A 13,087-nucleotide genomic window follows, 5' to 3' on the forward strand; every position below is an offset into this window, starting at 1 on the left:
GGGTAAGCCGCCTCACACTCTTGAATATCAATCATGAAGAGATAAACTAAACAGTAAAGCCGATAACATATACAACATAAAAATGTGGCTTATGTTTCGTCAATAGCCGTCATCTGATTACATTAGATAGTGATAATTGCTTTGCAAATTTTTTCTTAATCGATTATTAATAATATTAAATCTTCAATTTATTCTGATGAGTAATATTATTCAATTCACGGAAATGATAAAAGGTTTAAATAGTGAAGTTTTGTCAGAAATCTGTGAACAATTCTTATTTGATCATGAAGGAGCAATGAGGGTATTAACAGAATACTGTTATAAAGCCGGAATGCATATTGATGAATCAGAAATTAAAGATTTTATGTCAGATATGCATTCAAATGGTCAGTTTGATAACGTTGCATGTTTTGGAATAGAACTTTCAGAAAATCAGTTATATAAAAAATTTCATCCGAGCTAGCTATGTTTTTATCCTCAGAAGAACTGATACTATTTCATAGCAAAACGCAATATTATAGTACTAAAAAATTGCATGAATTAGAATATTATTTGAGATATAAAAATAAATGCCCTGTCTATAATCAGTTGCATGAAATTGTCGAAATGATTCTAATTACACGTGGTGAAATTAATTTCCTAAAGCAAAGAATTGAAAAAGTTAATTACCTTGATAAATGTTTTTCTCTATCAAACCCCTTTGGTCGATTTAGCGCAAGAGTAATAGGATATTTTTGTAAGTTTGTAGATAAGGGAAAGATTATTAACAAAGTTTTTAATCAATCATAAGTATGCTCTCTTTAGACCTTAATATCTAAGAAATTAACTTTTCAACTTGAGAAGTTAGACTAATACCTACCAAAATACTGAAATCTATTGTACTTATCTAGTCCGCTATCCGTTGAATAAAACTCCATCACGTCCAGTCATACCAGTTGGTTGCAGCCAAAAAACAGGGTTAGACATAAACCCTAAAAAGTTAGAACAAAGTTAGAATAGGAGCCTATTGAGAACGCTGAGAATCCTTGGTATGACTGAACTGCTATACGTTGAATAAAAACTCCATCACGTCTCCTTCATTTACTATGTATTCTTTCCCTTCACTTCTTAGCCAACCTTTATTTCTAGCTTCCGCTAAAGATCCTGCTTCAAGTAGTTTTTTATATGAAATTGTTTGAGCTCGAATAAATCCCTTTTCAAAATCCGTATGAATTACCCCAGCGGCTTGAGGAGCTGTCATCCCATCAGTAATAGTCCAGGCTTTAGTTTCTTTTTCTCCAGTAGTAAAATAAGTGCTTAACCCCAACAACCTGTATGAAGCTTTAATAAGGCTAACTAGACCTCCTTCCTCTACTCCTAATCCGCTCAAATAATCCTCTATTTCCTCCTCACCTAATTCAATTAACTCTGCTTCAACTTGAGCTGAAATCTTCACACATTCAGAACCTTCGTTCGTTGCCAATATATTTACTTCTTCTGAAAAAGAATTACCCTTCGCGAGTTCATCTTCCCCAAGATTAGTTGCGTAAATAATTGGTTTATTCGTTAATAAGCCTAATGGTTTAATTAATTTTTTCTCTTCATCAGTTAATGAAACACTTCTAACTGGATTTTCATTTTCTAGGGCTTCGCACAATTTTCCCAATACCTCATCTTCTAACTTTGCTTCCTTATTAGTACTTATTTGTTTTTTTAATCTAGTTCTACGTTTTTCGATCTGATTTAAATCAGACAATGCTAATTCTAAATTTATTATCTCAATATCTCTTGATGGGTCTACTGATCCAGAAACATGAATAACATCATCATCGCTAAAACACCTAATCACATGAACTATTGCATCGACCTCCCTTATATTTGCTAAGAATTTGTTGCCCAGCCCCTCACCTTTACTTGCTCCCTTAACAAGACCAGCAATATCAACAAACTCCATTCGAGTTGGAATGATTTGCTTACTATTACTAAGTTCACCAAGCAAATTCAAACGTTGATCCGGTACTGAGACAGAGCCTACATTGGGTTCAATCGTACAAAAAGGAAAGTTTGCTGCTTGAGCTTGAGCATTCGCGACAAGAGCGTTAAACAAAGTGGACTTTCCAACATTTGGAAGTCCAACAATTCCGGCCTTAAGCATTTAAATGGGTCTTTGAAAGACACCAGCTGATTAATTTGACTAAATTAAACCCAATAGTGCCCTTTAACAGCGAAAATATAGCTATAAATCTCCAAAGGAAAGTTTTTAAGCTTTTTCTTTACATCGTCCAAGCTTCTAACACTTTTGAGAACTTGATTTTCACAAAATGATTTGGAAAAATTTAAAAAAGAAAAAAATTGTAAGCCTCATAGCACTTTCGGTTATAAGTGTTGGGGGGATAAGTTTTAAGCTTTTACCAAGGAATGGATCTAATAAAGACATAACTGAATATACAGTTGCAACTGAAAGCGGCAGCTTGCCAGGTTTGATAACAGCAAGTGGTGAATTAAAAGCAAATAAAAGCGTTAATGTGAGCCCAAAAAGACAAGGAATACTTGATGAAATTTTCGTGGAAGAAGGAGATCAAGTAAAGAAAGGAGATTTAATTGCAAAAATGGATTTTGGAGACTTGGAATTTAGAATTGACGAATTAAAAGCTAATTTTGAGACTCAAAAAGCAAGCTACCTAAGAAGGAAGATGCTCTTTAATGAAGGTGCCATAAGTACAGAAGAGTATGAAGAATATAAAAATAGATTTTTAAGAAGCGAAGCGAAATTCAAACAAATAAAAGTCGAAGAAAACGAAACAAACATAAGAGCACCATTTCAAGGAGTAATAACAAGCAGATACGCTGTCCCTGGGGCATTCGTGACTCCTACAACGTCAGCATCTTCATCAAGAGAGGGGGGGGCAACAAGTTCATCAATAGTAAAACTTTCTCAGGGCCTTGAAATAGTTGCGAAAGTTCCTGAGAGTGATATTGGAAGAATAAAAACAGGACAAGAAGCCACAATTAGAGTCGATGCTTTTCCTGATAAGCGTTTTAAAGCAGTTGTTTCCAAAATCTCTCCAAGCGCCATCAAGAATAACAACGTCACTTCATTTGAAGTAACGTTGTTATTAAGTAATAAGCCTGAAGATTTACGTCTGGGTATGACTTCTGATATCAACTTTCAAACGGGAGCAACCAAAAACAATACGCTTATTCCAACTGTTGCAATTGTCACGGAAGAAGGAAAAGCTGGCGTACTTGTAGTTGGAAGTAACAATCAACCAACATTTAAAAAAGTTGAATTGGGTACAAGTAGTGGTAGTAAGACTGCAATAATATCTGGATTAGAACCAGGAGAGAAAGTTTTTATTGATCTTCCTCCTTGGGCTAAAAAAAGGAAAAATTAATAAATTAATCCCATCATGGATGTTTTATGAAAGAAATAAAAAAGCCAACTTTATTATTGGTTGATGGTCATTCTTTAGCTTTTAGAAGTTTTTATGCTTTTAGCAAAGGAGGTGAAGGAGGTCTTACCACAAAAGACGGATTTCCTACAAGTGTCACCTATGGTTTTCTAAAAAGCCTTTTAGATAATTGCAAATCTATCGAGCCTAAGGGAATCACAATAGCTTTTGATACTGCTGAGCCAACATTTCGCCACCAGGAAGATCCAAACTACAAAGCCAATCGAGATGTAGCACCAGACATATTCTTTCAAGATTTAGATCAGCTAGAAGAGATTCTCAAAGAAAGTCTGAATCTTTCAATCTGCAAAGCCCCAGGATATGAGGCTGATGATGTCTTAGGGACACTCGCTAATGATGCCGCTGATAAAGGATGGAGTGTAAGAATCCTTTCTGGAGATAGAGACTTATTTCAATTAGTGGATGACAAAAGAGATATCGCAGTCTTGTACATGGGTGGAGGTCCTTATGCAAAAAGCGGAAATCCTAGACTGATTAAGGAAGAGGGAGTGAAGGAGAAACTTGGAGTCAATCCAAAAAAAGTCATAGATCTGAAAGCCTTAACTGGTGATAGCTCAGATAATATTCCTGGCGTCAAAGGAGTTGGTCCGAAAACAGCCATAAATCTTTTAAACGAAAACAATGATCTTGATGGAGTATATAAATCACTCCAAGAACTGGAGAAAGAAGGCGAAAAAGCTAAACGAGGCGCTATAAAAGGAGCAGTGAGATTAAGACTAAAAGCAGACAAAGATAATGCATATCTCTCAAAAAAACTTGCAGAAATATTAATTAAAATTCCTATAAGTCCAAAAGTAGAACATAACTTAGAAGGCATTAACGAATCAAAACTAACTGAAAACCTTGAAAAGCTTGAGTTACATAGTTTATTAAAACAAGTTTCAACTTTTAAAGCTCTATTTTCTAAAGAAGGCTTATCAGTACAAGATAACAATCTCTCATCAAAAGAAAGTAAGGTCGTTAATAATAAGAGTGAGAATAATGAAATAGCTAGCCTTAATCAAACAAAAGAAATTCCTAAGATAGAACCTAAGATAATAGAAAATTTGGAAGAGCTTAATAATTTTGTTGCACAAATAATGAAATATAAAGATGCAAATAAACCAATAGCCATTGATACAGAAACAACTAGTTTAAATCCTTTTAAGGCTGAACTTGTTGGATTAGGATTTTGTTTTGGTGAATCATTGAAAGATATAGTTTATATACCAATAGGGCATCGCAATAAAGAAGAGGATTTAATAGAAACGAATCATATAAATCAATTAAAGATTGAAGAAGTTATCTATGCACTTAAGGATTGGTTCTCTAGCAATGAAAATCCTAAAACCCTACAGAATGCAAAATACGACAGACTGATTTTACTAAGACATGGGATTATATTAAATGGCGTTGTGATTGATACTTTACTTGCAGATTATATATGTGATGCAACTCTTAAACATAGTCTAGATGAAATTGCTTTTAGAGAATTTGGATTTAAGCCCAAAAGTTTTTCTGATATTGTAAAAAAAGGAGAAGACTTCTCTTATGTGGACATTAAGGCTGCAAGTATGTATTGCGGAATGGACGTTTATTTAACAAGAAAATTAGCAGTTATCTATATTAATAGATTAAAAGATAAAAGTACAAAATTAATAAAATTACTCAAAGAAGTTGAACAACCACTTGAGCAAGTATTAGCGGAAATTGAATCGACCGGTATCATTATTGATACTCCTTATCTAAAAGATTTATCTTTAGAGTTTACAAAAACATTAAATACTATCGAGGAGGAAGTTTATAAGATTGCAGGAAGTGAGTTTAACCTTTCATCACCTAAACAATTAGGTGAATTGCTTTTTGAGAAACTTGATTTAGATAGGAAAAAATCAAGAAAAACAAAAACCGGATGGAGTACAGATGCTGGTGTATTGGAAAAACTGGAATCAGACCATCCAATAGTAAAAATGATCATTGAACATCGCACTATCAGTAAGTTGCTTAATACTTATGTAGATGCTTTGCCTCAGCTTATTGAAAAAGAAACTGGAAGAGTACATACAGATTTTAATCAAGCCGTGACCGCGACTGGAAGATTAAGTAGCAGCAATCCAAATCTCCAAAATATCCCTGTCAGGACTGAATTTAGTAGACGAATAAGAAAAGCTTTTCTTCCGCAAAATGATTGGAAACTTCTAAGCGCAGACTATTCACAAATTGAACTTCGTATACTCACGCATCTTTCAGGTGAAGAAGTACTAAAAAATGCTTATTTAAAAAATGAAGATGTCCACTCTTTAACAGCAAAAATTTTATTTGAAAAAGATGCCATTGACGCCGATGAAAGAAGAATAGGAAAAACAATTAATTTTGGGGTTATTTATGGTATGGGGGCTCAAAGGTTTGCTAGATCAACTGGTGTTTCATTAATGGAAGCAAAATATTTTTTAAGTAAATTCAAAGAACGTTATCCAGCCGTTTTTAAATTTTTAGAATCTCAAGAAAGACTTGCCCTAAGCCAAGGGTTTGTTGAAACATTGTTCGGGAGAAGAAGATATTTTCATTTCAATAAAAATGGGCTTGGAAGACTTCTGGGAACGCCACCAAATGAAATTGATTTAACTACCGCCAGAAGAGCAGGTATGGAAGCACAACAATTAAGGGCCGCGGCAAACGCGCCTATTCAAGGCTCAAGTGCAGACATAATTAAGCTTGCAATGATTCAATTGCATTCCTCTTTAAGAAAGACTGGACTATCAGCGAAAATTCTACTTCAAGTGCATGATGAACTTGTACTAGAAGTTGATCCCAAAGATTTGGAAGAAACAAAACGACTTGTCCAAAACACTATGGAAAATGCTGTTAAACTTAGCGTCCCTCTTATCGTTGAAACTGGCGTTGGAGTAAATTGGATGGAGGCAAAATAGTTGCTGACAAATTCAATAATTGCTCAAATTTTCATCTAAGAAATTGTCCTTAAAATTCACAAACACCTTATCCAAGAAGAAAGAGGATTTTATTACTATAAATCCTAATCAAGTTAAAATATATTGTTGCGGTGTAACTGTTTATGACCTTTGTCATCTTGGTCATGCAAGAAGTTATCTAAATTGGGATGTATTAAGAAGGTTTTTAATTTGGAAAGGATTTGAAGTTAAATTTGTGCAAAACTTCACTGATATTGACGACAAAATTATTAATCGAGCAAAGAGAGAAGGATGTTCTACTGATGAATTAAGTGAAAGAAATATTGATGAATTTCATAAAGATATGGATACGCTTTCCATTCTTAGACCAAGTAGTATGCCAAGAGCAACAAAATGCCTGCATCAAATTATTAATTTCATAGAAGAATTAGAACAAAAGAAAGTAGCTTACTCATCAAATGGTGATGTTTATTTTTCAGTAGATAAACATAAAAATTATGGGAAACTTAGCGGTAGAGAAATTGAGAATCAGATAGATAATGCAGCAGGACGTTTGAAAATCAATCAAGAAGAAAGTAAAAAGAATTCCCTTGATTTTGCCCTTTGGAAAAAGTCAAAATCAGGCGAGATAAGTTACTCCTCTCCTTGGGGGAATGGCAGACCAGGTTGGCATATAGAATGCTCAGCAATGGTTAAACAAGAGTTAGGAGAAAGTATTGATATTCACCTTGGTGGATCAGACCTGATATTTCCTCACCATGAGAATGAAATAGCTCAATCAGAAGCCTGCAATGGAAAAGAGTTAGCAAAATACTGGCTTCACAATGGAATGGTTAATGTTGGTGGTGAAAAGATGAGTAAATCACTAGGTAATTTTACAACTATTAGAGCGTTATTAGAGGAAGGTATTTCACCTATGACTTTGAGATTTTTTGTCTTACAAACTAACTATCGAAAGCCCCTAGATTTCACTGAAAAAGCACTAAAAGCTGCTTCAAAAGGATGGGAAAGATTAAATAAGTGCCTTTCTTTTGGTCATATTTATAACATAAAAGCTCAAGATATAAATGGAATTAAGCTAGATAAAGCTATAAAAAAATCTATCAATAGAGAGCTTGATGAAAACTCATTTAAATTATTATCAGACTTTGAAAAATATATGGATGATGATCTAAATACATCTGGTGCTTTATCTATTCTTTTTGAACTCTCTCAACCAATTAGGAAGTACATAAATTTCTTAAAAGGAAAAGATATTAATGAAGTTGAAAAAGATGAATTAAATCAAGTTTTTAATAAATGGCAACTACTTTCTGAGTTAGCAGGAGTTCTAGGGTTAAAAGTAAATTTAAAGCAAGAATCTACTAAAAACAAACTAGAAATTGACACTAATAAAATTGAAGAACTTATCAAAAAGAGATCCTTAGCAAAAGCTAATAAAGACTTTTTAATCGCAGATAAAATAAGAACTGATTTGAGAAATATTGGGATTGAATTAATCGACAAGCCTAAAGGTTTAACGGAATGGAAACTACTTTCAGACTAAGCAAATGTTTCTATTGTAGATAACACTGTTAAATAAAGTCCAATAGCAATAACTGGTGGAGACACCCAGCGAAGCATAAACTTTAGATACCTTCTAACTCTTAAATTAGAATTAGAATTTGAGAGATCCTCATCATAACGATTTGGAACAATCCAGCCCAAAAGAATTGAAATCAGAAGACCACCTAATATCAATAGTGTATTACAAATAGCATCGGACTTTCCTAGAAAGTCTGTAGAGATAGCAGAAGGTATTCCAATTAAGAAAATCAATAAGGTTGAAGTCCAGACAGCCTTCTTTCTACTCCAATTAAGTCTGTCCATAAAAGAAGATACTGGTACTTCCATTAATGAAACAGAAGAAGTAATAGCAGCTATAAAAGCCAATCCAAAGAAAACGGCAGCAATCAATCTCCCAAGCAATCCAAGATTTGCAAATCCAGTGGGCAGAGCAATAAATAAAGTCCCAACGGTTGATTCACTTACAACATCTTTTAAACCAAAACTCATCACAACTGGGAATGTAATCAGCCCGGCAAGTAAACCTACAGCAGTATCCAAAGTTGCGACTCTCAAAGCTTCTTTAGGAAGGTGATTTTTACGATTGAGATATGAAGAATAGGCAACCATAATTCCAATACCCAAACTTAAAGAAAAGAAAGCCTGCTTGAATGCATTACTTATTGTGTTTTTATCAAAAAGTTGAGATGAATCCCATTTAAGTAAAAACGATGTATATCCATCCCATGCCCCAGATAAAGTTGCAGCCCATATAGCTAACAACAATAGGAGTCCAAATAAAAATGGCATAGCCCATTTTGTTAGTTTTTCTATGCCTCCGCGAACACCTGCAACAACAACTAAAGCAGTTAATAATAAGCTGATAATTTGGCCTACAAATACACTGTTACCACTACTAATTTTACCGAAAAATTCTCCCGCCTCAGTCATGTTTGAGGGTAGGCCAATGAATAAGGAATGGAAGAAAGTATCAATTGTCCACCCCATTATCACCGCGTAATATGAAAGAATTCCACAAGAAGCTATTGCAAACAACCAACCTAAAGGCTTCCAATTCTCTCCAGCAGCTTTGATTGGCGCAATAAAAGGACTACTTGCAGTACTTCTTCCCAAGACCATCTCTGCAACTAAGACAGGTAGGCAAACAACTAAAACTATCAATACATAAAGGATAAGAAACGCAAGTCCACCGCCTTGGGATGACCTATAAGCAAAGCCCCAAAGATTACCAAGACCTACCGCACTACCAGCCGCGGCAAGTGCGAATCCCAGTCCTGATCTCCATTGTTCCCTTTCTTGCATAATAAATCTCTATTAAAATCCAGCAGAAACTGGTAAATACCTAACTGGGTTATACCTTTAAATGGGAGACTGGTCATACTTGCCTTCACAATGTGAAAGCCATAAGCGTTTTAGGCTCAACAGGATCTATTGGAACTCAAACCCTTGAAATAGCAGAAGAGTTTCCTGATCAATTCAAAATTGTTGCACTAACAGCAGGAAAAAACCTTGATTTATTAATCAAACAAATTGAAACTCATCAACCTGAAGTCGTTTCCCTAGCCGATGAATCGCTTTTAGAAGAACTGTCTAGGAGAATAAATAGTCTTACTGAAGACTCAAAAATATTCAAGAAGCCCATATTGATGGCGGGAGCCGATGGACTCAATACTGCAGCAGCTTGGCAAAGTGCAGATCTTGTTGTAACTGGAATAGTTGGCTGTGCTGGACTCTTACCAACACTTTCAGCTATTGAAGCAGGGAAGGATCTAGCTCTAGCCAATAAAGAGACTCTGATTGCCGCAGGACCAGTTGTCATTCCTGCTTTAAAAAAAAGTGGAAGTAGGCTCTTACCCGCAGATTCTGAACACTCAGCTATATTTCAATGTCTCCAAGGAACGCCATGGGCTGACAATGCAAGGCTCTCAACTGGAGTGCCTACTCCTGGATTTAAATCCATACAATTAACTGCATCAGGTGGAGCTTTTAGAGATTGGAAAGCAGAAGATTTAGCAAAAGCAACTGTCAAGGATGCAACTAGCCATCCTAATTGGAACATGGGAAAAAAAATAACTGTAGACTCTGCAACCCTTATGAATAAGGGACTCGAAGTAATTGAAGCACATTATCTTTTTGGTCTTTCATATGATCAAATCGAAATCATTATCCATCCACAAAGCATCATTCATTCGATGGTTGAATTGGATGATTCATCAGTTTTAGCTCAATTGGGATGGCCAGATATGAAGCTCCCTATTTTGTATTGCTTAAGTTGGCCTGCTCGACTTGAAACGCCATGGCCAAGATTAAAGCTTACTGAGGTAGGTAGTTTAACTTTTAAGGAGCCTGATACTAAAAAATATCCATGCATGGAACTTGCTTACAGCGCAGGCAAATCAGGAGGAACAATGCCAGCAGTGCTTAATGCAGCAAATGAAAAAGCAGTAGAGTTATTTCTTAAAGAAAAATTTAAATTTATAGATATTCCAATAGTAATTGAAGCGATTTGCGAAAAACATAAATGCGACCTTAATGTAAATCCAAGCCTCAATGAAATTCTTGAGATTGACAGCTGGGCAAGAGAACAAGTTTTATATTATTCAGAAAAAAACATTACAAAAATTGCTATTTAAGATTAAATAGTTTTCAAAGATAAAAACCATTTACAAACAACTTTATCACCCCAGCAACCTTCAATCCCGTGAAATCCATTGTGTCCACCTTTCTCAGTAAAAATAAATTTATTAAAATTTTTACCATTAGAAAATTTAAATTTATTCATTAGTTTTTCAGCAGCTAAAAAAGGAACCCAAGGATCATCTTTAGATTGAATAAATAGTGTTTTAGGAATAGGTTTTTCATTTTCTATAAGCGAGAAGAATGGAGAGGCATTTGCATAATATTCCTCAACATTTTTATATCCCCATCTTGGAGCAGTTATTAAATTATCAAAAGACCTAATATTATTTATTTCCCTTTTTTTATCTCTCTTATTTATTACTAATGCATTTTTTTCTCTTTCTTCTATCCCAAAAGGGTCTTCTAAAGTTTGCCTAATCAATCGATTTAACAACCATTTTTGATAAATAAAATTTCTTGGTCTTTCAATAGAAGAACTACATTCATTCAAATCCAAAGGACTACTAATACATACCAATCCATCTAATAAAGTCTTATCACTCATGCAAGCATTTAAAAGAATAGTTCCACCCAAAGAGATCCCAGCTCCAAAAAGAGGAATATTGTTTGAAAATTGATAGTCATTAGTTAATTGGTATGAAATTTCTCTAGCTCGTCTTAATACAGGAATCAAATCACTGTTGCATTCAGCAGCATAGGTACCATCAACAAATTCCCTACAAGGATCTGAACCTCTCAGATTAAGTTTCAAAACAGCAAAGTTTGATTGCACCAAAGCATTCGCCATCCTGGTCAAACCTCTTCTGCGAGAAGAACCACCAAGCCCATGCAGAAGCAGAACCAAACCATTGATGTGCAAGGAATTTGTTGGTTTATCCAAGTAGGCAACTAATAATCCTCCTCCTGTTTTTCGACTTTTAAGAGGCGGTACTTTTATACGAATTTCTGATGAGTTAACATCAGGCAATTCATCTGACGCAAAGGTATCTCTCAGTGTCTGAAGGTCAGGACCAATCCAGGGGATACGCTCTTTAAAAGGGCTTATTCCTAATTCTGAAAGTAAATCTTCTCTTTTAAAATTATCCTTTGCTCCCAACTCCAAGCTCCTTTAATTCCAATAAAAGATCTCCAAGAACCTTTTTTGCATCTCCAAAAACCATAGAAGTATTTGGCAAATCAAAGAGGTCATTTTTAATTCCTGAATATCCAGCACTCATACCTCTCTTAACAACAAATACGGTTCTTGCTTCTTGAACATCTAAAACTGGCATTCCATACAAAGGTGAAGTCTGATCATTTTTAGCCTGAGGATTAACCACATCATTCGCTCCTAAAACTAATACAACATCAGTCGCAGGAAATTCAGGATTAATTACATCCATTTCTTTTAATTGCTCATAAGGAACATCTGCCTCCGCCAAAAGAACGTTCATATGTCCAGGCATTCTTCCTGCTACAGGATGAATAGCATACGTGACTTCGATGTCGGCGTTTTCTAAAACTCTAGTTACCTCTCTTAGCGTGTGCTGAGCCTGAGCCACAGCAAGACCATAACCAGGAACAATTACCACTCTCTCTGCGGCTTCAAGGGTGAGCGCACATTCTTCTGGGCTGCAACTAGTTATATTTGTATATTCTCCTCCTCCTCCTGAGGAAATAGAACTAGCACCAAGTGCACCGCCAAATAATACAGAAACCAAAGATCTGTTCATACCAGCACACATCACTTGAGTAAGTATCAATCCAGCAGCTCCTACCATGGCACCGGCAACAATCAATAGTTGACTGCCAACAACAAATCCAGCTGCTGCTGCTGCTACTCCCGAGTAGCTATTCAGCAAGGATATAACTACTGGCATATCGGCTCCACCAATAGGAAGAGTCACTCCAATACCCAGCAAAGATGAAGCAACTACAATAAGAAATAAACCATTTTGTCCATCGATTGAAAGATAGATTCCACCTATCAAAGCAATAACACCACAAAGAATATTAAAAAAATGCCTAGCTTTGCTTTGAGTCCAAGAAGGTGTAGACAGCCAACCTTGAAGCTTGGCCATTGCAACAATTGATCCTGAGAATGTAATGGCTCCAACAAAGAGTGAAACGACTACTGAGAAATTCCTAATAAGTTCACCGACTACACCAACCGAATCATCTGCAGATGGGAACAAAGCTACACCTAGTGCCACCAATAGCGATGACATCCCTCCACAACCGTTAAACAAAGCTACTATCTCAGGCATAGCAGTCATCGGAACCCTTTTAGCAGTTAAGGCGCCTAAAAAGCCTCCGATTAAAGTTCCACAAATTATCCAAATCCAAGAGTTAATGGAAATGCCTATGGTTCCTTGAGAGTTAAGCAACACTCCAAAAGCAGCCAATATCATTGCAATAGCGGCAAGCCTATTTGCCTCTCTTGCTGATCTAACTTTTGAAAGGCCTTTAATGCCTAAAGCAAGCAATAAAACTGCCAGTAGATCAATAGCAAACTTAACGGGAGCAATAAAAGTCATAAGA

Annotated in this window: 9 protein-coding genes; 5 read left to right on the top strand and 4 right to left on the bottom strand. The window is 35.5% G+C overall.

The annotated features are described in order from the left end of the window. Positions 1–196 precede the first annotated feature (196 nt). Complete coding sequence (locus SIB53_RS00435) at positions 197–463, top strand: hypothetical protein (protein WP_413678283.1); 267 nt, start codon at positions 197–199, stop codon at positions 461–463. A gap of 579 nt (positions 464–1,042) precedes the next feature. On the opposite strand, the gene ychF is transcribed toward SIB53_RS00435, so the two are convergent. Further along, positions 1,043–2,134 carry a redox-regulated ATPase YchF gene (ychF, locus tag SIB53_RS00440; RefSeq protein ID WP_413678284.1) on the bottom strand — a complete coding sequence of 364 codons (1,092 nt, stop codon included), beginning with the start codon at positions 2,132–2,134 and terminating at the stop codon, positions 1,043–1,045. Between the two features lie 166 nt (positions 2,135–2,300). Between ychF and SIB53_RS00445 the strand changes: the two genes are divergently transcribed. Genes SIB53_RS00445 through cysS form a run of 3 tightly spaced genes read left to right on the top strand, consistent with a single transcriptional unit; the run spans position 2,301 to position 7,907 of the window. Beyond that, positions 2,301–3,374: an efflux RND transporter periplasmic adaptor subunit gene (locus tag SIB53_RS00445; RefSeq protein ID WP_413678285.1), complete on the top strand. Its 1,074-nt coding sequence runs from the start codon at positions 2,301–2,303 to the stop codon at positions 3,372–3,374. A gap of 26 nt (positions 3,375–3,400) precedes the next feature. After that, positions 3,401–6,361, top strand: a complete 2,961-nt coding sequence (gene polA, locus SIB53_RS00450; RefSeq protein WP_413678286.1) for a DNA polymerase I — start codon at positions 3,401–3,403, stop codon at positions 6,359–6,361. Positions 6,362–6,404: 43 nt separating this feature from the next. Continuing rightward, on the top strand, positions 6,405–7,907 hold the full coding sequence (gene cysS, locus SIB53_RS00455) for a cysteine--tRNA ligase (protein ID WP_413678287.1): 1,503 nt from the start codon (positions 6,405–6,407) through the stop codon (positions 7,905–7,907). On the opposite strand, the gene SIB53_RS00460 is transcribed toward cysS, so the two are convergent. Next, the gene (locus tag SIB53_RS00460) at positions 7,904–9,229 is read right to left on the bottom strand and encodes a sodium-dependent transporter (RefSeq protein WP_413678288.1); all 1,326 of its coding nucleotides are present in this window, start codon (positions 9,227–9,229) and stop codon (positions 7,904–7,906) included. The genes cysS and SIB53_RS00460 overlap by 4 nt on opposite strands. Before the next feature lie 92 nt (positions 9,230–9,321). Here SIB53_RS00460 and SIB53_RS00465 point away from each other — a divergent pair, with 92 nt between their 5' ends. Next, a complete protein-coding gene (locus tag SIB53_RS00465) occupies positions 9,322–10,560 on the top strand; it encodes a 1-deoxy-D-xylulose-5-phosphate reductoisomerase (protein ID WP_413678289.1) in 1,239 nt (412 codons plus the stop codon). Positions 10,561–10,562: 2 nt separating this feature from the next. On the opposite strand, the gene SIB53_RS00470 is transcribed toward SIB53_RS00465, so the two are convergent. Further along, positions 10,563–11,663, bottom strand: coding sequence for a serine aminopeptidase domain-containing protein (locus SIB53_RS00470; protein ID WP_413678290.1), 1,101 nt, complete (start codon positions 11,661–11,663; stop codon positions 10,563–10,565). Further along, the gene (locus SIB53_RS00475; RefSeq protein ID WP_413678291.1) at positions 11,647–13,083 is read right to left on the bottom strand and encodes an NAD(P)(+) transhydrogenase (Re/Si-specific) subunit beta; all 1,437 of its coding nucleotides are present in this window, start codon (positions 13,081–13,083) and stop codon (positions 11,647–11,649) included. The genes SIB53_RS00470 and SIB53_RS00475 overlap by 17 nt, the downstream gene beginning before the upstream one ends. Positions 13,084–13,087: the final 4 nt, after the last annotated feature.

It is taken from the genome of Prochlorococcus sp. MIT 0916, from assembly GCF_047305155.1.
GTDB lineage: Bacteria > Cyanobacteriota > Cyanobacteriia > PCC-6307 > Cyanobiaceae > Prochlorococcus_B.